A 19,385-nucleotide genomic window follows, 5' to 3' on the forward strand; every position below is an offset into this window, starting at 1 on the left:
GCAAAGCCACATAACTAATTTTCATACGGAGAATGAGCATGAGCTTGAAAGGCATCTGGAAGTCGGCATTGGGCATGGCTGCGCTCGCGGCAGCGTGCAACGTACAGGCGGCGCCGAAAGGCGTGGCGGTCACCGTGGTCCCCGAAAAGACCGCGCTCGGCCAGAACGACGACGTGGTGGTGCGCGTCACCATCACCAACAATTCGGGCGCGCCGCAGTACATCCTGAAGTCGCGCACGCCCTTCAACGGCGTGGAGGAAGCGCTGTTCGAGGTGCGCCGCGACGGCCAGCCGGTGGTCTACCTGGGCGCGCACATCAAGCGCGCCGCCCCGACCGCGGCCGACTACTTCCTGCTCAAGCCGGGCGCCTCGCACAGCGTCAAGGTGGAACTGTCCGCCCTGTACGACATGAGCGTGAGCGGCGACTACCAGATCAGCTTCAAGCAGGCCTCGCCGCAGCTGTTCCTGGCCACGCCGGCAGCCAGCGGCCGCAGCGGCGCCGCGGCGGCCTTCGATGCCGACGATGCCAGCGGCGACAACGCCAGCCTGGTGTCGGCCCCGGCCTCGGTCTGGATCGACGGCCGCGTGGCGCGCGGCCAGAAGTCGCAGGTGGTGCTCGACATCGAAGCGATGAAGCAGGCCGCGGTCCAGCCGGCCGCCGCCAGCCTGAGCTTCAGCAAGTGCACCACCTCGCAGCAGACCACCATCTCCCAGGCGATGTCGGCCGGCTCCAGCATGGCCAGCAACAGCGACGCCTACATGCAGCGCGGCGTGATCGGCACCCGCTACACCAAGTGGTTCGGCGCCAACAACAGCACCCGCGTGGCCACCGTCAAGTCGCACTTCGTGGCGATCAAGGATGCCTTCGCCAACAAGCCGGTGACCGTGGATTGCGGCTGCAACCAGAACTATTACGCCTACGTGTATCCGACCCAGCCGTACAAGATCTACGTCTGCAAGGCCTTCTGGTCGGCGCCGATGACGGGCACCGATTCGAAGGGCGGCACCCTGGTGCACGAGATGAGCCACTTCAACGTGGTGGCGGGCACCGATGACCACGTGTATGGCCAGTCGGGCGCCGCCAGCCTGGCGATCAGCAACCCGGCCCAGGCCGTCGACAACGCCGACTCGCACGAGTACTTCGCCGAGAACACCCCGGCGCTGAACTAAGCTGCGTTCCAATGGCGCGGCCCTTGCCGCGCCATGTCCCTTCCTAGCGCGCCGGCGGCGCCAGCCCGCGCTGGACGACATAGTCCGCCACCCGGTGCGACATCGCGATTCCCGCCTGCTTGTCGAACTGCCAGTGCACGCCAAGGTAGATGCGGCTTTGCGCGCCCTCCTCTTCCGCATGGCTCAGGTTGCGGTAGCTGCGCGAAATCTTCGGCCGCACCCGGCCGTTGTTGTCGCGCGTGACGCCATTGAATTCGTCGGAGACGAAGCTGAAGGGCTGGTTGTCGCCGTACAGCCGGCGCAAGGTATGGAACAGGGCTCCGCCCAGGCTCGCGTGGCCGGACGGATAGGACGGGAACGAGGGCGTGAAGTCGGGGCCGGTCAGGTTGCTGGCCGGCGAACCGAGCGGCGTCCAGTTCGGGTCGCCCTGGGTGTCCGGGTTGCCGTCCCCCCTGCCGGTCGGGCCGCTGCCCGGGCTGGCTTCGCGCACCCCGTGTACCGGACGCCAGAAGTCGTAGTGGTACTTGGCGTCCCAGCCGGCGATGGTGGCGTCGGCGATCGCCACGTTCACCAGGGCCAGCGCGCGCGCCAGCTCCATCGGATCGGACGTCTTCCTGAGCAGCAGCTGGAGCGCGATCTGGTTGTACATGCGCACGGGCGTGCCGAGCCAGGCCCCGCTGTCGTAGCCCCAGAAAATGCCGGTTACGGTCTGGTCCGGCGTGCGCCGGGTGGGCGTCCGGACGCCATCGCCGCCCAGCTGCTTCACTTCGTTGAATGCCTGGGTATAGGCACTGCTGTTCAAGGCCGGCGGCGGCGCCGGGCGGAACTGGCTGGCTGACGGGATCACGAAGGGTTTTACCCGGCCCCACCAGGCGCCGACCGCATACGGGATCCGGCTCACCGGGTCGGGGCGCCACTTGCCCGGCTCCTTGTGCAGCGGATAGTCCTGCCCCACCACCGGTTCGCGCTGGTAGCTGCCGTCATTGGCGCGCAGCGCCAGGATGGCGGCGGCGGCGCGGCGGCCGACCTCGATGCCGTTCAGCTTGGCGCGGCCGTCCGGCAGGCGCGCCAGGTCGTCGCGCAGCCAGGCAGCGATGCGCGCGGCCTGGCGCGGGTACAGCGCCGCGAGGGTGTCGTGCGCGGCCTGGGCGATGGCGGCGTCGCGCGAGCTGTCGGGATAGGCCGGGAGCGGGCCGACATACGGCCGGTATTGGCCGCAGATCGCGGCCAGCGCGTCGTGCATGGCGATGTGGACGATCGCGAACACGCGGCTGACGCGGGTGCGGCCCATCTGCTCCGGCATCGGCGAGGTCGCACCTGGCCGGCTCGGGGGCGTGTGGTCGTAGCCCTGCACCCGCTGCGCCAGCTCGTTCCAGTAGGCCAGCCGCAGCGCCGGATTGGCGCCGTTCGGGGCCGCGTAGCGCCATAGCGGCTCCTTCGAGTCGGGCTGGGTCAGGTACTGCACGGGCATGGGCGGCGGCGCGGAGAAGCTGGGCGGCGGGGAAGCGCTGGCGGCCAGGGCCGGCATGGCGAGGACACAGAGCAGGATCCTGATGCGCGATGTCATGGTGGTACTCCGGTGGTGGACCCGGCTCCGGGATGAAGCCGGCGAGGTAAGCGAACTGGTTGGCTCGACAGTACAAGCCGGCCCACCGGCTCACAAGCGCAAGCGTCAGGACAATTGATTGACCACAGGAGGGATGCCAGCCGGCACCGAGCCGGCGTTGGCTTGACGCAAGAACCTGGATTTTCTTGCGTTTTTACATGTCTCGCAGGACAGCTTCAGCGGCCCGTGAAGCTGAAGCGCAGCGGCGCTGCGGGACTCTGGCGGATCGCGTCGAGCTGCGCCGTGTCCGGCAGCCAGGGACCGTCGTAGCGGATCTCGTAGCTGCCCTTCCCCTTCCTGAACGCGTAGGTGGGGGTGATGTCGATGGTGTTCATGTGCATGCTGTGCGGCGCCACGGCCTGCCAGTCGGCGGCCGTCAGCGGAGCGCGCTTGACCATCATGCCGGTATAGGCCAGCGGCTGGCCGGCCTTGCCGGCGCGGACTTCGCGCACATCGAAGCGCGGACCGGTCAGCTCGTCGCCGGCGGCCACTTCGCGCGGCACGTAGATCGTGGTCTCGCCGTGGTTCTCGACCAGCAGGCGCACTTTCACCCTGCCCCCTTCGGTCTCGACTTCCAGGCGGTGCTGGACAGTCTGCTCGGTCTCGACGGCGCCGACGGTACTCACGAGGCCCCCGAGGGCGAGCAGCAGCGGTGGCAGGAACCGTTTGGCATGCATGGAAAGTCCTGAAATATTATTTCAAACCAAGCACTAAAATGAAAGATTATTGCACCCCGACTGGCAGGGCTTCCGGCACCGACGCCAGGATCATCACGGCCACCCGGCGGTTGCGCGCCTGGCCGGCCGGAGTATCGTTGGCGGCAACCGGACGCGTGGCGCCGTGGCCGATGGCCGACAGGCGCGCATCCGCAATCCCGTTCTCGATGAACAGGCGCACCACGCTGGCCGCGCGCACCACCGACAATTCCCAGTTCGACGCGTACTTGTCGCTGGCGATAGGCGTGTTGTCGGTATGCCCTTCGACCTCGATCCGGTGCGGATCGTTCTTCAGCAATCCCGCCACCTGGCCCAGCACCTCGCGCGCGTCCTGCTGCAGGGTCGCCTCCCCTTGCGCGAACAGCACGCTGGCATTGAGTTCGATGCCGATCCCGCGCGCATTCTGCGTCACCCTGACCTGCCCCGACTTCACCAGCGGCAGCAGGGTCGCATTCAGGTCTTTCGCCAGGGTTTGCATGCGCTCGCGCTCGCGCTTTGCAGCCTCGATGCGCTTGCGGTTCACGATGTGCGACAGCGGCAGCACCGGCTCGACGCTGGTATAGGCCTGGGGCGCGACCTGGCGCCCGCCGAAGGCGTCGCCCAGGGCTTCGGACAGCACCGCGTACTTGCCCTCGTTGACGATCGAGATCGCGTACATCACCACGAAAAAGGCGAACAGCAGGGTGATGAAGTCGGCGTAGGAGATCAGCCAGCGCTCGTGGTGTTCGGCTCCTGTTCCCTCGTCGTAGCGTTTGCGCGCCATGGCCTGGTCACCCCGTCAGTGGCGCGTGAGCAGGCTCGCCACCCGTTCGTCGACCACGCGGGTGTGGTCGCCGGTGGCGAGATCGTGGAAGACTTCGGCGAGGATTTCGTACTGGGCCACCTTGTCGCTGACGATGGCCTTGAGCTTGTTCCCGACCGGGTAGAAGAACAGGTTGGCCAGGCCCACGCCGTACACGGTGGAGACGAAGGCCACCGCGATGCCCGAGCCCAGGCGCGAGGGATCGGACAGGTTTTCCATCACGTGGATCAGGCCCAGCACCGCACCCAGGATGCCGATGGTCGGCGCATAACCAGCGGCGGATTCCCAGATGCGCGCCGCCTGGCGCTGCGAGAATTCGTAGGCCGTGATTTCGCTTTCCAGCAGGCTGCGGATCTTTTCGGGGGCGATGCCGTCCACCACCAGGCGCAGGCCCTTCTGGATGAATTTATCTTTCGTGGCCATGTACTGCTCGAGCGAGAGCAGGCCGTCGCGCCGCGCGGACAGGCTCCACAGCGCGATCTCGCGCGACAGCTTGTCGCGGCCGGAGGGTGGCGGGAAGAACACCCAGCGCAGCATGGAGAGACCCAGCATGAAGCTGCGCCGCTCGCTCTGCAGCAGCACGGCGCCCGCGGTGCCGATCACCACGATGGCAAAGGCCGCCGGCTGGATCAGCGACGCGAAGCGGCCGCCGTCGAGCGTATGCCCGACCAGCACGCCCGCGATCGCGAGCACCAGGCCGGCTACGCTGGCCCAGTCCACAACTGCTCCTTGAGTGCGGCGCGCAGGCGCGACACCGCCTGGGTGTGCAGCTGCGACACCCGCGATTCGCTCACCCCCATGACGGCGCCGATTTCCTTCAGGTTGAGCTCTTCTTCGTAATACAGGCCCATCAGCATCTTCTCGCGCGGCGGCAGGTTGTCGATGGCGTCGATCACGGCCTGGCGGAAGCCCGTATCGAGCAGGCTGCGCAGCGGATCGTCGTCGTCCACCGCATAGCGGTCGAGGAAGCCGTCGCTGCCGCCTTCCTCGTCGTGGAAGTCTTCGTAGTACAGCAGCTGGTGGCCGCCCGAGTCGCCCAGCATCTCCTGGTAGTCGGCGAGCGACATCTTGAGCGATTTGGCGATCTCGGATTCGCTGGCCGGACGGCCCAGGCGCTGCTGCAGCGCCTCCATCGCGGCTTCGACCTTGCGCATGTTCTGGCGCGTCGAGCGCGGCATCCAGTCGCTGTTGCGCAGCTCGTCCAGCATGGCGCCGCGGATGCGCAAGACCGCATAGGTCTCGAACTGGGCGCCGTGGTTGTCCTCGTAGCGGTTGATCGCATCGAGCAGGCCGATCATGCCGGCCTGGACCAGGTCATCGACTTCCACCGAAGGCGGCAGCTTGGCCTTCATGTGGTGGGCAAGACGCTTCACCAACGGCATGTGCTCCGTCAGCAAATGGTTCTTGTCCGCTTTCCCTTTGACCGTGTACATGCGTTCTGCTTATCTTTCCCGCGTTTCGTGTTCTTCTTAATGCCCGACATGTGCGCTGCCTCCCCTGCCCAGTCCGGGCATCGCGTGCAGCGCGAACTTGCCCGCCAGGCGCCGGAAGGCGACCGAGGCCCCCGCCAGCGGGAAGGCATCGACCACCGCCCGGCCCAGGCGCGCGGCCCGGTGCAGGTATTCGTCGGCCGGCACCGAGCCCATCGAACTGAGGCTCACTGCCAGGTAACGTGTTGCCGCGGTAGACATATTATCGTATACCACCTTGGCCTCCGCCTCTGTCGCGCCGGTCACGAGGATGCCGAAGGGACGGCGGCCCAGCTGCTGCGACAGGCGCTTGATCAGCGCGTAGGCATTCGTGATCGAGGCGGCGGACGTGCCGACCTGCACCACGATCTCGGAACTGGCCATCAGGGGCAGCGGGAATTCGCCATCCGGGCCCAGTTCGCCGTCGACCATCACGATGCCGGCCTGCTTGACCAGCACGTCGAAAGTCTTGGCCAGGCGGCGTGCGTCGGTGTTGCCGATCGCTTCGCCGAGCGAGGCCACGGAAAAGCCCTGCGGCACCGCGTGCAGCACCTGGTTCAGGCCGCACTCCTGGCGCGCCACGTTGGCCAGCGTCGCGCCGCGGGACAGGCCCAGGCGGCGCGCCACGCCGTAGTCGCGTTCGCAGGCATCGACGATCAGGACTTCGTTGCCGGTCTGGGCCAGCGAGGCGCCCAGGTTGACCAGCATCGCGCCCTTGTCGTCTTCAGGGGTGGCGGAAAGGAAGGTCACGATGCGCGGGCGCGGGCCCTGCAGCATCCGGCGCAGGCCTTCGGCCTGGTCGAAATCGAAACTAGCCAAGGTGCACCTCGCGCAGCGAACGGTCGGCGGCAGCTGCCGCCATCATCAGCGGCAGGTCGGCGTCGCCGAACTGGGCGGCGCTATTCCTGGTGTTGCGGAAGGCGCGGTCGATCAGCATGGCGCGGTCGGCCAGGTGCAGGTCTTCCGGCACGCGCTGGCCGTTCGAGATGTAGTGCAGGTTCAGCTTCTGGCGGATGACCACGTCGAGCACGTTGCCGATCGAAGCAGCTTCGTCCAGCTTGGTCATGATGCAGCCGGCCAGGCCCGAGCCTTGATAAGCACGCACCACTTCGTTCAGGGTCTCGTTGGTCGAGGTCGCGTTCAGGCACAGCAGGCGCTTCACGTCGGCGCCCGATTCGCTCAGCATGGCCACCTGTTCGGTCACCATCTGGTCGCGCTGCGACATGCCGATGGTGTCGATCAGCACGGTGTGCTTGTTCTTGAGTTCCTTTAGGGCGATGCGCAGGTCGGCCTCGTCCTTCACCGAGTGCACCATCACGCCCAGGATCTTGCCGTAGATGCGCAGCTGCTCGTGGCCGCCGATACGATAGGCATCGGTGGTGATCAGGGCCAGCTTGTCCGGGCCGTGGCGCATCACGCAGCGCGCGGCCAGCTTGGCGGTGGTGGTGGTCTTGCCGACGCCGGTCGGGCCTACCAGGGCGAACACGCCGCCGCGGTTCAGGAGGTCGTCTTCGTTGGCGATGGTGGTCAGGTTGCGCGCCAGGACGGTCTTGATCCAGCGCAGGGCTTCGGCCGCGTCCTTCGTGGCCGGCATCTTGTCGATCAGGTAGCGCGCCAGGGTGGCCGAGAAGCCGGCGGCCAGCAGCTCGCGCAGCACGGCGGCTTTCTGCGGCTCGCGCTGGGCGGTGGCGTTCCAGGACAGCTCGGCCAGCTGGGTTTCCATCAGGCCGCGCATGGCGCGGATCTCGTTCATCATGCCGCTCATTTCCACCGCGGCCGATTCCTTCGCCTGGGCGATGGCGGCGCTCATCATCTGGGTCATGGCGGCCATGTCGACCGTTGCTTCCGGCGCCGGGGCGCGGCGGTTGACGTAGGTCGGCGGCACTTCCGGTTCCGCTACCGGGGCGGCGCGGCGTTCCACATACGGCTGGCCGGCGAACGGGTCCAGCCTGGCTGGTGCGGCGGCAGCGCGCGGGGCCGGGGCCGGGGCGCGGGTGAAGACCGGTTCCGGGTCGAAGTCGTTGTCGAAGGCGGCGAAGCTGGGGGCCTGCGGCTCTTCGATGGCTGGCGAAGCCAGCGAAGCGACGTCGTCGTTGTCCAGGGCGAGGATCTCGACCACGCCGTCGACCGGACGGTTGGAGAGGATGACCGCGTCAGGGCCGAGCGCCTCGCGCACCTTGCGCAAGGCGTCACGGGAAGTAGCCGCTGTAAATTTCTTCACGTTCATCGTTTTCTCCGCACTTCAATCAGCTGTTCTATGTTTGCTGCGGGCGCAATTGCCCGTCCATAGTCAGCATTATTGGCGATGCCGCAAGGAAACCATCGAGCGAAAAGGATGGGAAAAGCCTGTTATTTCACCGACGCTGGGAGCGTGGCGCCAGCAGATACGTCAGGTGAATTGGCCGCGATGGCGGCCAGGGGCCAGCTCAAGTCGAAGTGTCCGCCGCGATACGCATAGGTATTCCCACATTCCAGCCGTTCGACATAGCGGAAAAAGGGATCGTCCTCAGGCAGGTAGAAGGCATCGTCCGGCAGGTAGCGAAGATCGGCAGACCTGGTCTGCTTGAAAGCCACCGCCCGGTCGACCAGGGAGGACACGGAGGCCATGTCTACCGTCGTCAGTTGGCCAATCTGGGAACAGAATGCCTCACGGTCGAAACTCTGGCTGGCGAAGGTCGGGCAAATAAACGAGCGTGAAAGGAAGCTGGTTTGCAGGTACATGGCAAGCCAACAACCAAAGGAATGCGCAATCAGATGCGCCGGCTTGTCGCCGATATGCGCATCGATCTTCGCTGCCAACTCGCCGGGAGCGTCGCTTGAGCGGAGCAGCGCGTCGTAATCCACGCTGACCAGGGTCAGCTGGAAATCGGCGAAGCGTTCCAGGTAAGGTAGCCAGAACGCGCTGTTGGTGAACAGGCCGTGGATCAGCACCACCTGGGCAGGCGCGCGCCGCCGCAGCGTTTGAACCTGGAGCAAAGGCGTCACTCGCCCGATCGGTGGACGGCGATCACCTTCGCCGGGCTGCCAAACACCGTGACATGGGGCGGCACGTCCTTGGTGACGATCGAGCCGGCACCGATGACCGCCCCCTCGCCCACGCGCACATCCGGCAGGATGCTGGCGTGCGGATGGATGGTGACATTGCGCCCGATGTGGGCGCCGCCGCCGATGAAGACATGCGAACTGACGGTGACGCCTTCCTCCAGCACGACGTCGTGGCCGATGCACGCGAAGCCCTGGACCAGGACGAAGCGGCCGACCTCGACGGTGGAGGAAATGCTGCAGACACCGAGGAACATACCGCCGGGGACCTGCGTCACGTCGGATGCATAAAGACCCATCGGCGCCACCATGGTTCCCATGCGCGCACCGCGGGCGAGCAAGCGCTCGCCGACCGCGATCCGGTCGGCGCCGTTGCCGAGACAAACGAGATAGTCCGCGTCCGGGACGATGGCGTGGGTGTCGATGCGCCCAAGCACCTGCTCGGCCGGTTTGACGTCGTCGACGAAACCGCAGACGACGTTTCCGCTCGCATACGACGGGAGCCAGGCCGCTATTTCGCGGCCAAATCCCCCTGCTGCGGCCAATACATATTTTTTCATGCTATTGCACCGAGTAGCCGCCGTCCACAACCAGGTTCTGGCCTGTCATGAACGACGCATGGTCGGAAACCAGGAAAGCGATCACGCCTGCCACCTCGCGCGGCTCCGCGTACCTGTTACCCAACGGGTATTTGGCCAGGTCGATTTTCTTGGCCTCCTCCGAGAAGGAGCTCAGGTTGTCCACCAGCTCGGTGTTCACCATCCCGGGCGACACGCAGTTAACCCGGATGAGCTTCGGGGCAAGCTCCAGGGCCAGCACCTTCGACATGCCGACCAGTGCCGCCTTGCTTGCCGCATAGGCTGAAATGCCTTTCGTGCCAATGCTGGTGCCGCTGATCGACGACACGAAGACAACCGATCCCTTCGGGTTGAGCTTCGATGCGCGCACCAGTTCGGACGTCAGCAGCAATGGGGCCGTCTGGTTCGTCGCGGTGATCCGCTCGTATTTTTCGAGGGAGAAGTAACGTATCGGGGCGTTCTCCACGATACCCGCCGAATGCACTACCCCGTCAAATCCCGGCAAGCGGGCCACGAAATCGCGGTAGGCGTCAAAGTCCAGCATGTCGAAGGCCAAAGCATTGCCGCCCCCAAGGCCCCCTGCCGCCAGCGCCTCGAGGCGTTCGGCATTGCGGCCCAGTCCCCACACTTCGGCGCCCATATCGACCAGGCAGCGCGCCGTGGCCAGGCCGATCCCCGAGGTGGCCCCGGTCACCAGCACGCGTTTCCCGCTCAAGTTCATGACATCATCCGCAAATAGGTTTCGTGAAAATGTGCCAGCCGCCCTTCGATCTCCTGCAGCTGATGGGGGCCGCGCGCATGGCGGATACCGATCTGGGAGTTATTTAGCACGACCAGGTCTTCGCCCAGCACCTTGCGGGTAAAGTCGATGGCCTGCTGTTTGATGTAGTTGCGCACCGCTGTCTTTTGCGCCATCAGCAGCGGGGTTTCGAACAACTCCCATTCCAGTAGCGTCTGTCCGGCCGACTGGGGCTTGAAGTGCGAGATGAATCCCACGAGGCCGCCCGTGATCGACACGAACAGGTTCGGGAAGATATAGGCGTGCAGGTAGTCTCCTGTCGCTCCCGGGATCAGCCGGCCCTTGCTGCCATCCTGGTTCTTGTTCGCCGTATGGGCGCAGGAATCGCGGCCGAAGAACTGGTTCGTGGACCGGGATGTCGACGAGATCCCGGTCGGCACAAAGCTGGACTCGTGCACGATCGACACATGGTAGGCTTCGATCACATTCTCGACCAGGAACTTCCAGTTCGCGCCATGCTCCAGCGTCTCGCTGTGGAAGCTTTCACCGAGCTCGAAGCCGATTGCGTCCAGGGCCGCGACACCGGTGCCCGGATCGAGCTCGCCTTCGGGCGCCACGAACACCATCCCGCGGTTCTCGACAGTCGCATACGACTGCAACTGCCGGCGGCCGATACATTCCTGGTTCGCCAAGGGCGCGCGCTCGAGCGTCCCGTCGGCGTCGTATTGCCAGGCGTGGTAGGCGCAGCGAAACGGCCGGTTACCCCGGCCGGGCGGGTCGATCAGGTTGGCGCGGTGAAGGCAGATGTTCTCGAAACTGCGCGGCTTTCCGTCGATGTTACGGGTGACAATGGGCCGGCCACACACCTGGTAGCTGCTGTAGTCGCCCTCGGCGCGCAGCCCGTTCGCGTTACCGGCGTAAAACCCGCGCGAGAAGATCCGCTGATATTCCTGCTCCAGCACGTCCTCTTGCCAGTACGCCCTGGGATCAATAGACATGATCGCTTTCGAACAGGTGCAGGACCGTGCCGGGCTGGAAAACGACCGTGGCACTGCCCCAGGACAGTCCCACCCCGAAACCGCATAGCAGGACCCGTCCGCCCTGTGCCAATTGTTCCGCCCCGGCGGTCAGCGTCAAGGGGACGGAGACAGAGCTCGTATTGCCGTACTTCCTCAAGGTGCTGATCTCGTGTTCCGCCGTATAGCCAAGCTTCTTGCGGATCATGTCGTTGATCATCTTGTTGGCCTGGTGCAGGACGAAATAATCCACCGATCCCACTTCCCAGCCGGCAGCATCGAGCACCCGGCGGATGCTGGGCGGCACGGCGCTGATCGCGAAGCTGAAGATGTCGGCGCCCTTCAACTGGAGCTGGAAGGCGTTACGCGCAATCCCGGCCGACACCTCCACTTCCTCGAAGTCGCCGGGCTGGGGCGGATGGCGGGCAGCCAGGCCGCCTGCCTCGACGATGATGGCGTCCTTGCCGCTGCCGTCGGAATTCAGGTCGAAATGGATGGGCTCCGCCGCATCGTCCAGCTCCAGCGCCGTGGCCGATCCGGCATCGCCAAACAGCGGCCAGCTCGACTTGTCGTTGTACGAGCACACGCGGCTCGACACATCGCCTACCAGCAGCAACGCACGCGTCAAGCCCAGGGTACGCATCATCGAACCCAGGATCGCGATGCCATAGGGATAGCTCGAGCAACCCAGGTTGACATCGAAGGCCGCGCACGATTTCGGCAGGCCGAGCTTGTGCTGGATAATGATCGAGGTCGCGGGTATCGGATAGTCGCCGGACTGGGTGATCATGACAAGGGCTTGCACCCCTTCTTTTTCCCATCCCAGGCGCGTGAGCAAGTCCTCCGCCGCGGCGATGCACAGGTCGGACGAGTATTGCTTGTCGGCTGCAAGGCGGCGCTCTTCGATGCCGGTACCCTGGCTAAACTTCTCGCGCTCCTGTTCCGTCAGCAGCGTGTAGTCAGCAATCCTGGCAACCCGCGTCGGTACGGCCGTACTGATGCCGCGAATCGCAACACCCTTCAGCGCTTCCATCATGCAATCCGTTGCGCCAGGCGGTCCCACAACTCCTGCAGGGTGCGCGACTGTTCGAGGTCGGCGCCACCTACCGCAACGTTGTACTTCTCGTCCGTCATCGCGATCACGGTCAGCGCTGCCAGCGAGTCCCAGTTCGCCAGTTCCTTGAACTCGGACTGGGGCGACAGCTCGCCAGGGCTCATCTCAAGCGCCTCGGCGAAATTCTCGATAAAGGTTTGGACCGTCATATTCTGTTCCACATAAAATTAAATGATTCAGCCAGCGCACTAGCCACCCTGCAAGTATCCCACGTTAAACCAAAGCAAAACAAGGCATGTCGTTCTCGCGCGACGTCGTGTCATGCACGCTTGAAGCGGTGGCCGACACTGACCGCCTCGATCCGGACCCGCTTGGGAACCATGTGCGGCTGCAGCCTGCTTTTCAAGTACGCGGTCAAGGCATCCTTGTCGACAAGGGTATCGGGCACGGCCTGGACTGTCAGTTCGACATGCTGTCCGGTGATCGGATTCGATTTCGGGAACGCCTTCACCAGCGACACGTTCGGGAACTCCAGGGCCACGCGCTCCACTTCGGAAGCCATGAACTTCAGTCCTCCCACATTGATCACGTCGCTGACGCGCCCCACTACCTTGTAGTGGCCGTCCTTCACCTCGACCACATCCTTCGTGTCATACCAGCCCTCGCTGTCGAAGGGAGATGGCGCGTTGAGATAACCGAGCATCCGCGAGGCCGAACGGATCTGCAGCACATTGTCGACCACGCGCGTCTCGACGCCCTCGCCGCCCACCTGCATGAACAGGCTGTCGCGCGCCGCCGACTTCACGCGCACGATGCCCAGTTCCGACATGCCGAAGGTCTGCCGGAAGTCGACCTCCGGCAGCAGGCGGCACAGTTCATCCAGCGTCGGCTGGTCCATGCGCTCGGTGCCGTAGGTGATGACTTTCAGGGTGCCTGGCACCTTGTCCGGCACCGCCCCGCTGATGAGCATCAAGCGCAGGAAAGTCGGCGTGGTCGGAAGGACCTCGACCTCGTACTTCCGGCAGACCTCGAGCACGGAGTCGACCGTCCGGGCTTCCGGCGCCACCACCACGCCCTTGTTGAACAAGGTATGGAGCAGCGTGTTGATGCCGCCGATATGATCGAACAGCAAGAAATTAATGGTGCGTAGCGTCGGCCGCGGCGTGTCGAAGCGCTGCAGGAACAGGGTCAGGTCGTGCAGGATCGCCTTCGGCCGGCCTGTGGTGCCCGTCGAAAAAAGAACCAGACCCGCGTGCCCCCGCTCGCGCAAGGAATCGATCAGCGGGTGCGACTGCTCGTGCGGTCGTCGTACCACGCGGCCATCCTCGATGACCACGTCGACCAGTGCCGATTCGAAGAAATAGTCGTGCTGGTTCGCGGTGTCGACCGTGAGCGGCACGACGATCACGTTCAGGTCGATCAGGCGCAGCAAGGTGAGGATGGACGCCGGGTTGAAGTCGCCGATGAGGGCCACGACGTCACCCGGCTTGACCTGTGCAAGGTCCACCGGGTGTTGCGACGCGATCTCCGAAAACCTCAGCGCGTTCCCGTTATGAATCAGGAAGGGCCAATCGACCCCGCTCCAGATCTGTCCCAGCTTTTCCAGGAGCTTCATCAGGCGCCCCCCACATGCAGGACCTGTCCTGACAGCGAACTGCTGCGCGGATCAAACAGGAGTTCGACCAGGTCGGCGACCGCGTCCGGCGTGAACTGTTTCGGAATAATTTGTTGAGAAACGATCTTGCCAATCTGGCTGGAAGTAATCCCTTTCAGCAGGCTGGTATCGATCGGCCCCGGCGCAATGCAATTCACGTTCACGTTGAAGTCGGCCATTTCCCTGGCAAACGCGCGCGTGAAGCCTTCAACGCCGGCCTTCGATGCCGCATAGATCGACTCGCCTTTCAGGCCGAGCGCCACCGCGATGGTCGAGAAATTGATGATGCTGCCTTGCTTATGCCTGAGCATCAGCGGTGCGATCTGCTGGCAGCAATAGATCGTCCCGAGCAGATTGGTCTGGACGATATTTTGCGAAACATTCGCCGGGGTGGTGACTGCCAGGTTCATGGACGCGATACCCGCAGCGTTGACCAGCCCGGTCACCTTCGCGCCCTGCTTCTTCAGCGCTTGCGCAAGGGCCTTGACCTCATCGGCCGAGGAAACATCGCAAGGCATGCCGGGAAACGGCAGGCCGTCGACATTGCGGGCGACGCCGAAAACCGCGACATTTTTCGCGAGCAGCCTTTCACAGATTGCCCGGCCAAGCCCTTTGCTCGCCCCCGTGACAACGATCATTGCTTCGCTTCCATTTGCTTGATGAACTCGTCGGCAAGCGCGCCCGCGGAACGGAACATGCTGCGCGAACGCGACATGGCGACATCGGACGTCCAGTCGAAGTCGAAACCGATGTCCGACGCCTTGTCCTCCAGGGCGATGCACAACTCCACCAGCTTCATCGAATCGAGCACGCTGCCGTCGCCGATCAGCGGGGTAGCGTCGGATACCACCGCAGCCTTGTCTTCCAGGAGTTCGGCAATGACGGCAAACACGTCGGATTTAATGGTGCTAGCGGTGGACATATAAAAACCTCATTGGTGTGTGTTGTGTTCGATCAGGTCGGCCACTGCCAGCGGGCCAAGCGACAGCGAGGCGGACGCCCAGGAATAGCCGACGCCGAAACCGAACATGGCCAGTTTCTGGCGGCCCTGCTTTAACCCCTGCGCCATGTTCGTCGTCAACAGCAGCGGTATCGTCGCCGAACTCGTGTTGCCGAACCTGTCGATATTGACCGGAACCTTATCCATCGGCAGTTTGCACTTCTTCGCGAACTGCTTGAGCATGAAATGGTTCGCCTGATGAAACAGGAAACCGTCGTACTCATCCACCTTTGCATTGGCGAACTCCATCGTCCGCGTGGCCAGGGCCAGTACGGTTTGCAGCGTGAAGACGAAGACCTCTCCGCCATCCATGTACATGCAGTCCGGATCGCGGCCATCGAGCCGCTTGTCTCCGCTCAGCGAGTAATCCCTGAACCCGCCCCGCGGAATGATCAGGTTGGTGGCGCCGGTGCCGTCGGAGCCGAGGACGAAATGTGCCACCTCGTCCGGGCCACCCCGTTCGACCGCGGTCACCGTGCCCGCGTCGCCAAACAGCATGGCGGTGGAACGGTCGTTGTGATCGATAATCTTGCTCATCGTTTCGCCAACCGCCAGCAGCACCCGGCGGGCGGCGCCGGATTGCACCATCGTCATCGCCAGCCACAAGCCGTAGGTGTACCCCGAGCAGCCCAGGTTGACATCGAAAGCGATACAGGCGGGCCCGATGCCAAGATCAGCCTGGAGCACGCAAGCGGTGGCAGGCATGCGGAAATCGGGAGTCTGTGACACGAACAACACCGCGTCCACGCTGGCAGGGTCCCACTCCAGCCTGTCCATCAGGTGCAGGGCGGCGGTCCGGCACAAGTCGCGCGTGGTGGTCGATTCGCCCGCCCAGCGGCGCTCCTGGACGCCGATCATTTTGGCGACTTCGTCGATCTTTTCCTGGCCAAACGATTCACGGAAGTGCTCATTGGTCACGATCGTCGAAGGAACGCAAGAGACGACTCCAGCGATGCGGGCACCCGTCGTCGCGTTTTCCCGCCCAATGGACAAGCTCATTCTTTACTCCGCCCAGATCTGCATGATATTTATTTTGCAAAAGCCTTCATTCGACCCACAAGTATCCCACACCGCTCGTAGGCAATACAAGCAATCGATTGCCTTGCAGCAACAGACTGCGCGCGCCCTTTCCCGCCGCGGAACTGATCGAGATGCCGGCCCCGGGCCGATCACATCGGCACACCCACCAGGCTGGTCACCCGGATCGTCTTCGATTCCGGAATCTCGTTATGCGACAGCACCTTCAGCTGCGGCACCGCGCGGCGCAGGAAGCGCGACAGCAGCACGCGCAGCGGAGCCGGCACCAGCAGCACCGGGGACAGGCCCATCTGTTCCTGCTGGGCCGCGGCGTTGGCGGCCTGCTGGGCAATGGTGTCGGCCAGGCCCGGTTCGATGCCGGTGCCGTCGCCGCCCGCGCCCATGGCCTGCATCAGCAGGCGCTCGAGGCGGTTGTCGAGGGTCATGACGGACAGCTCGTTGGTGCCCGGGAACAGCTGCTGCACGATGGCGCGGCCCAGCGCCACCCGCACCATGGAGGTCAGCTCGCTCGGGTCCTGGGTCAGCGCCGCGTTTTCCGACAGCGATTCGATGATGGTGCGCATGTCACGGATGTGCACGCCTTCCTGCAGCAGGTTCTGCAGCACTTTCTGCAGGGTCGACAGCGAGACGACCTTCGGCACCAGGTCTTCCACCAGCTTCGGGGTCTCCTTCTGCAGGTGGTCGAGCAGCGCCTGCACTTCCATGCGGCCCAGCAGTTCCGAGGCGTGGGTCGTGATCAGGTGGTTCAGGTGGGTCGCTACCACGGTGCCGGCGTCGACCACGGTATAGCCCAGGCTCTGCGCTTCGTCGCGCAGGCTGGCGTCGATCCAGGTGGCCGGCAGGCCGAAGGCCGGATCGGTGGTGACCAGGCCCGGCAGCGTGCCGCTGGCCATGCCCGGGTTGATCGCCAGGAACTGGCCGTTCATCGCTTCGCCGGTCCCCACTTCCACACCCTTGAGGGTGATGCGGTAGGCCGAAGGCTTCAGCTCCAGGTTGTCGCGGATGTGCACGGGCGGCGCCAGGAAGCCGACTTCCTGGGCGAACTTCTTGCGGATGCCCTTGATGCGCTTGAGCAGCTCGCCACCCTGGGTCTTGTCGACCAGCGGGATCAGGCGGTAGCCCACTTCCAGGCCCAGGGTGTCGACCGCCATGACGTCCTGCCAGGTCGCTTCTTCCGACTCGGCCGGGGCGCCGCCGCCGGTGGCTGCCGTCGCCGCCGCCGCTTCCGCCGCCGCGGCAGCCTCCTTGGCCGGCGCTTCCTTCTTGCGCTTGGCGATCATCCAGCCGCCGCCGCACAGGGCGCTGCCCAGCAGCAGAAACACCAGGTTCGGCATGCCCGGGATCAGGCCCAGCGCGAAGATGATGCCGCCGGTGATGTACAGCGCTTCCGGGCGCGCGAACAGCTGGTTGGTGACCTGGCTGCTGATGTCGTCCTCGTTGGCGACGCGCGAGACCACCATACCGGCCGCGATCGAGATGATCAGGGACGGGATCTGCGCCACCAGGCCGTCACCGATGGCCAGCAGCGTGTAGGTCTCGGCAGCCTGGCCGAAGGCCAGATCGTGCTGCACCACGCCGACGATCAGGCCGCCGATCACGTTGATCAGGGTGATCATGATGCCGGCGACGGCGTCGCCCTTCACGTACTTCGAGGCACCGTCCATCGCGCCGTAGAACTCGGCTTCCTGCGCCACTTCGTTGCGGCGCTTGCGGGCGTCCGCTTCGCCGATCAGGCCGGCGTTCAGGTCGGCGTCGATCGCCATCTGCTTGCCCGGCATCGCATCCAGGGCGAAGCGCGCGCCGACTTCGGCGATACGGCCCGCGCCCTTGGTCACGACCGAGAAGTTGATGATGGTGAGGATGACGAAGACCACGATACCGACGGTGTAGTTACCGCCGATCAGGAAGTGGCCGAAGGCTTCGACCACCTTGCCCGCCGCCGCGCCGCCGGTGTGGCCTTCGGTCAGGACAATACGGGTGGACGCCACGTTCAGCGCCAGGCGCAGCATGGTGGAGATCAGGAGGATGGCCGGGAAAGCCATGAAGTCGAGCGGCTTGACCGTGTACAGGGCGGTCAGGAGCACGATAACGGACAGTGCGATGTTAAAGCTGAAGAACACGTCCAGCACGAAGGCCGGCAGCGGCAGGATCATCATCGCCAGCAGGACGACGATGAAGATCGGGGCCGCCAGGGCGCTGGCGCCGCGCGCCCCGAGGCCGCTCATCCATGCCGGCAGTTTCATGCTATTCATTAATGCAACACTCCATTATTCGCGCCGCCCGGCCCTTTGTAGGCGGGATCGTTCGGGTCCATCTCGGCCGGCACCGCCAGCTTCTTCGGACGATCCGGGTAGTCGCCCTCGCCCTTCTTGTAGGCGCGCAGCTGGTAGACATAGGCCAGCACTTCGGCCACGGCCGAGAACAGCTTTTCCGGGATCTCTTCGTCGATGTCGGTGTGGCGATAGAGCGCACGGGCCAGGGCCGGGGCTTCCAGCAGGGTGACCTTGTGTTCGGTGCCGAGCTCGCGGATCTTGGCCGCGACTTCGTCCACGCCCTTGGCCACCACCCGCGGCGCGCCCTTCTGGCCGTCGGTGTACTTCAGCGCGACCGCATAGTGGGTCGGGTTGGTAACGATCACATCCGCAGTCGGGACATTCTGCATCATGCGGCCCTGCGCCATTTCGCGCTGCATCTGGCGAATCTTCCCTTTAATCTGCGGATTGCCGTCCGACTCCTTGGACTCCTGGATCATCTCCTGGCGCGTCATCTTCATCTTGTCGTGGTAATGCCACAGCTGGTAGGGGCCGTCGATGGCGGCGATCACGCCCAGGGCGCCGACGATGAACAGGAAGGCCTTGGCCACCATTTCGCCCACGTGGGCGCTGCCGGCGTTCAGGGGCTCGACCGCCAGGCCCAGCACCGCTTCCTTCTGGCCCACGATGACGACCCAGGCCACGGCGCCGACCACCAGGGTCTTGGCGATGGCCTTCAGCAGTTCGATCAGGGCGTTGGTGGAGAACATGTTGCCGATGCCGCTGATGGGGTTCAGCTTCATGAAGTTCGGCATGAAGGCCTTGGACGAGAAGTTCCAGCCGCCGATCAGGAGCGGCGAGGCCAGCGCGACCAGCATGACCAGGCCCGCCAGCGGCAGGCAGGCCAGCAGCACCGCCACCAGGTCAGTGGTGATGCGTTCGATCAGGATGCTCGGGTTGTAGACCTGGTCGCGACTCAAGGAAAGGCCGGAATGCAGGGCCTGCTCCAGCTTGCCGATCAGGGAGCCGCCGGTGGCCCACAGGCCGGCGCCGGCGGCCATCAGGACGGTGAAGGTGGCGATTTCGCGCGAACGGGGAACGTCGCCATCCTCGCGCGCCTTTTCAAGCCGCCTGGGTGACGCTGGTTCTGTCCGTTCTGCGTCGCTGTCGTCCGCCATCCACCGCTCCTGTTAACGAAATACATCCGAAAACAGGATTATCGCAGGTGTTGCCGTACGGCTATAAGGGGA

At 64.6% G+C, this 19,385-nt stretch carries 20 protein-coding genes; 1 reads left to right on the forward strand and 19 read right to left on the reverse strand.

The genetic code is table 11. The features are described 5' to 3' along the window. Positions 1-38 precede the first annotated feature (38 nt). Positions 39-1,169, forward strand: a complete 1,131-nt coding sequence (locus LK539_RS02755) for a M35 family metallo-endopeptidase (protein WP_227799375.1) — start codon at positions 39-41, stop codon at positions 1,167-1,169. 43 nt (positions 1,170-1,212) lie between these two features. On the opposite strand, the gene LK539_RS02760 is transcribed toward LK539_RS02755, so the two are convergent. The 19 genes from LK539_RS02760 to flhB form a co-directional block, all read right to left on the reverse strand. Then, positions 1,213-2,736: a vanadium-dependent haloperoxidase gene (locus LK539_RS02760; protein ID WP_227799376.1), complete on the reverse strand. Its 1,524-nt coding sequence runs from the start codon at positions 2,734-2,736 to the stop codon at positions 1,213-1,215. Positions 2,737-2,951: 215 nt separating this feature from the next. Next, positions 2,952-3,452 (reverse strand): hypothetical protein, encoded by a 501-nt coding sequence (locus tag LK539_RS02765; RefSeq protein ID WP_227799377.1) that lies wholly within the window; start codon positions 3,450-3,452, stop codon positions 2,952-2,954. A 46-nt stretch (positions 3,453-3,498) separates the two neighbouring features. After that, a complete protein-coding gene (motD, locus tag LK539_RS02770; protein WP_227799378.1) occupies positions 3,499-4,254 on the reverse strand; it encodes a flagellar motor protein MotD in 756 nt (251 codons plus the stop codon). Between the two features lie 15 nt (positions 4,255-4,269). Further along, positions 4,270-5,013 carry a flagellar motor protein gene (locus LK539_RS02775; RefSeq protein WP_227799379.1) on the reverse strand — a complete coding sequence of 248 codons (744 nt, stop codon included), beginning with the start codon at positions 5,011-5,013 and terminating at the stop codon, positions 4,270-4,272. Next, on the reverse strand, positions 4,995-5,726 hold the full coding sequence (locus LK539_RS02780) for an RNA polymerase sigma factor FliA (RefSeq protein ID WP_227799380.1): 732 nt from the start codon (positions 5,724-5,726) through the stop codon (positions 4,995-4,997). Before LK539_RS02780 ends, LK539_RS02775 begins: the two co-directional genes overlap by 19 nt. Before the next feature lie 36 nt (positions 5,727-5,762). After that, positions 5,763-6,581 carry an antiactivator of flagellar biosynthesis FleN protein gene (locus tag LK539_RS02785; RefSeq protein ID WP_227799381.1) on the reverse strand — a complete coding sequence of 273 codons (819 nt, stop codon included), beginning with the start codon at positions 6,579-6,581 and terminating at the stop codon, positions 5,763-5,765. Then, the gene (gene flhF / locus LK539_RS02790) at positions 6,574-7,989 is read right to left on the reverse strand and encodes a flagellar biosynthesis protein FlhF (protein WP_227799382.1); all 1,416 of its coding nucleotides are present in this window, start codon (positions 7,987-7,989) and stop codon (positions 6,574-6,576) included. Before flhF ends, LK539_RS02785 begins: the two co-directional genes overlap by 8 nt. Positions 7,990-8,111: 122 nt before the next feature. After that, a complete protein-coding gene (locus LK539_RS02795; protein ID WP_227799383.1) occupies positions 8,112-8,747 on the reverse strand; it encodes an alpha/beta fold hydrolase in 636 nt (211 codons plus the stop codon). After that, positions 8,744-9,364 (reverse strand): hypothetical protein, encoded by a 621-nt coding sequence (locus LK539_RS02800; RefSeq protein WP_227799384.1) that lies wholly within the window; start codon positions 9,362-9,364, stop codon positions 8,744-8,746. Before LK539_RS02800 ends, LK539_RS02795 begins: the two co-directional genes overlap by 4 nt. Before the next feature lies 1 nt (position 9,365). Beyond that, on the reverse strand, positions 9,366-10,103 hold the full coding sequence (locus tag LK539_RS02805) for an SDR family NAD(P)-dependent oxidoreductase (RefSeq protein WP_227799385.1): 738 nt from the start codon (positions 10,101-10,103) through the stop codon (positions 9,366-9,368). Further along, positions 10,100-11,119 (reverse strand): aromatic ring-hydroxylating dioxygenase subunit alpha, encoded by a 1,020-nt coding sequence (locus tag LK539_RS02810; RefSeq protein WP_227799386.1) that lies wholly within the window; start codon positions 11,117-11,119, stop codon positions 10,100-10,102. The genes LK539_RS02805 and LK539_RS02810 overlap by 4 nt, the downstream gene beginning before the upstream one ends. Then, positions 11,109-12,173, reverse strand: a complete 1,065-nt coding sequence (locus tag LK539_RS02815) for a 3-oxoacyl-ACP synthase III family protein (protein ID WP_227799387.1) — start codon at positions 12,171-12,173, stop codon at positions 11,109-11,111. The genes LK539_RS02810 and LK539_RS02815 overlap by 11 nt, the downstream gene beginning before the upstream one ends. After that, the gene (locus tag LK539_RS02820) at positions 12,170-12,400 is read right to left on the reverse strand and encodes an acyl carrier protein (RefSeq protein WP_227799388.1); all 231 of its coding nucleotides are present in this window, start codon (positions 12,398-12,400) and stop codon (positions 12,170-12,172) included. The genes LK539_RS02815 and LK539_RS02820 overlap by 4 nt, the downstream gene beginning before the upstream one ends. A 110-nt stretch (positions 12,401-12,510) precedes the next feature. After that, a complete protein-coding gene (locus LK539_RS02825; RefSeq protein ID WP_227799389.1) occupies positions 12,511-13,806 on the reverse strand; it encodes a fatty acid--CoA ligase family protein in 1,296 nt (431 codons plus the stop codon). After that, a complete protein-coding gene (locus LK539_RS02830) occupies positions 13,806-14,483 on the reverse strand; it encodes an SDR family oxidoreductase (RefSeq protein WP_227799390.1) in 678 nt (225 codons plus the stop codon). Before LK539_RS02830 ends, LK539_RS02825 begins: the two co-directional genes overlap by 1 nt. Then, the gene (locus LK539_RS02835; RefSeq protein ID WP_227799391.1) at positions 14,480-14,767 is read right to left on the reverse strand and encodes an acyl carrier protein; all 288 of its coding nucleotides are present in this window, start codon (positions 14,765-14,767) and stop codon (positions 14,480-14,482) included. The genes LK539_RS02830 and LK539_RS02835 overlap by 4 nt, the downstream gene beginning before the upstream one ends. A 9-nt stretch (positions 14,768-14,776) precedes the next feature. Further along, entirely contained in the window at positions 14,777-15,844 is a 1,068-nt protein-coding gene (locus tag LK539_RS02840) for a ketoacyl-ACP synthase III (protein WP_227799392.1), read from the reverse strand. Positions 15,845-16,014: 170 nt separating this feature from the next. Beyond that, positions 16,015-18,135, reverse strand: coding sequence for a flagellar biosynthesis protein FlhA (flhA, locus tag LK539_RS02845; protein ID WP_227799393.1), 2,121 nt, complete (start codon positions 18,133-18,135; stop codon positions 16,015-16,017). Beyond that, positions 18,135-19,313 carry a flagellar biosynthesis protein FlhB gene (gene flhB / locus LK539_RS02850; protein WP_227799394.1) on the reverse strand — a complete coding sequence of 393 codons (1,179 nt, stop codon included), beginning with the start codon at positions 19,311-19,313 and terminating at the stop codon, positions 18,135-18,137. The genes flhA and flhB overlap by 1 nt, the downstream gene beginning before the upstream one ends. Positions 19,314-19,385 lie beyond the last annotated feature (72 nt).

Source organism: Massilia sp. IC2-476 (genome assembly GCF_020707295.1).
GTDB lineage: Bacteria > Pseudomonadota > Gammaproteobacteria > Burkholderiales > Burkholderiaceae_D > Telluria.

Excerpts from the sequence above, each read along its gene's own strand:
- flhA (WP_227799393.1), bottom strand. The coding sequence starts at position 18,135 with ATGAATAGCATGAAACTGCCGGCATGGATGAGCGGCCTCGGGGCGCGC.
- LK539_RS02825 (WP_227799389.1), bottom strand. The coding sequence starts at position 13,806 with ATGAAGCTCCTGGAAAAGCTGGGACAGATCTGGAGCGGGGTCGATTGG.
- LK539_RS02755 (WP_227799375.1), top strand. The coding sequence starts at position 39 with ATGAGCTTGAAAGGCATCTGGAAGTCGGCATTGGGCATGGCTGCGCTC.
- LK539_RS02765 (WP_227799377.1), bottom strand. The coding sequence starts at position 3,452 with ATGCATGCCAAACGGTTCCTGCCACCGCTGCTGCTCGCCCTCGGGGGC.
- LK539_RS02835 (WP_227799391.1), bottom strand. The coding sequence starts at position 14,767 with ATGTCCACCGCTAGCACCATTAAATCCGACGTGTTTGCCGTCATTGCC.
- motD (WP_227799378.1), bottom strand. The coding sequence starts at position 4,254 with ATGGCGCGCAAACGCTACGACGAGGGAACAGGAGCCGAACACCACGAG.
- LK539_RS02810 (WP_227799386.1), bottom strand. The coding sequence starts at position 11,119 with ATGTCTATTGATCCCAGGGCGTACTGGCAAGAGGACGTGCTGGAGCAG.
- LK539_RS02830 (WP_227799390.1), bottom strand. The coding sequence starts at position 14,483 with ATGATCGTTGTCACGGGGGCGAGCAAAGGGCTTGGCCGGGCAATCTGT.
- flhF (WP_227799382.1), bottom strand. The coding sequence starts at position 7,989 with ATGAACGTGAAGAAATTTACAGCGGCTACTTCCCGTGACGCCTTGCGC.
- LK539_RS02800 (WP_227799384.1), bottom strand. The coding sequence starts at position 9,364 with ATGAAAAAATATGTATTGGCCGCAGCAGGGGGATTTGGCCGCGAAATA.
- LK539_RS02815 (WP_227799387.1), bottom strand. The coding sequence starts at position 12,173 with ATGATGGAAGCGCTGAAGGGTGTTGCGATTCGCGGCATCAGTACGGCC.
- LK539_RS02840 (WP_227799392.1), bottom strand. The coding sequence starts at position 15,844 with ATGAGCTTGTCCATTGGGCGGGAAAACGCGACGACGGGTGCCCGCATC.
- LK539_RS02805 (WP_227799385.1), bottom strand. The coding sequence starts at position 10,103 with ATGAACTTGAGCGGGAAACGCGTGCTGGTGACCGGGGCCACCTCGGGG.
- flhB (WP_227799394.1), bottom strand. The coding sequence starts at position 19,313 with ATGGCGGACGACAGCGACGCAGAACGGACAGAACCAGCGTCACCCAGG.
- LK539_RS02760 (WP_227799376.1), bottom strand. The coding sequence starts at position 2,736 with ATGACATCGCGCATCAGGATCCTGCTCTGTGTCCTCGCCATGCCGGCC.
- LK539_RS02780 (WP_227799380.1), bottom strand. The coding sequence starts at position 5,726 with ATGTACACGGTCAAAGGGAAAGCGGACAAGAACCATTTGCTGACGGAG.
- LK539_RS02820 (WP_227799388.1), bottom strand. The coding sequence starts at position 12,400 with ATGACGGTCCAAACCTTTATCGAGAATTTCGCCGAGGCGCTTGAGATG.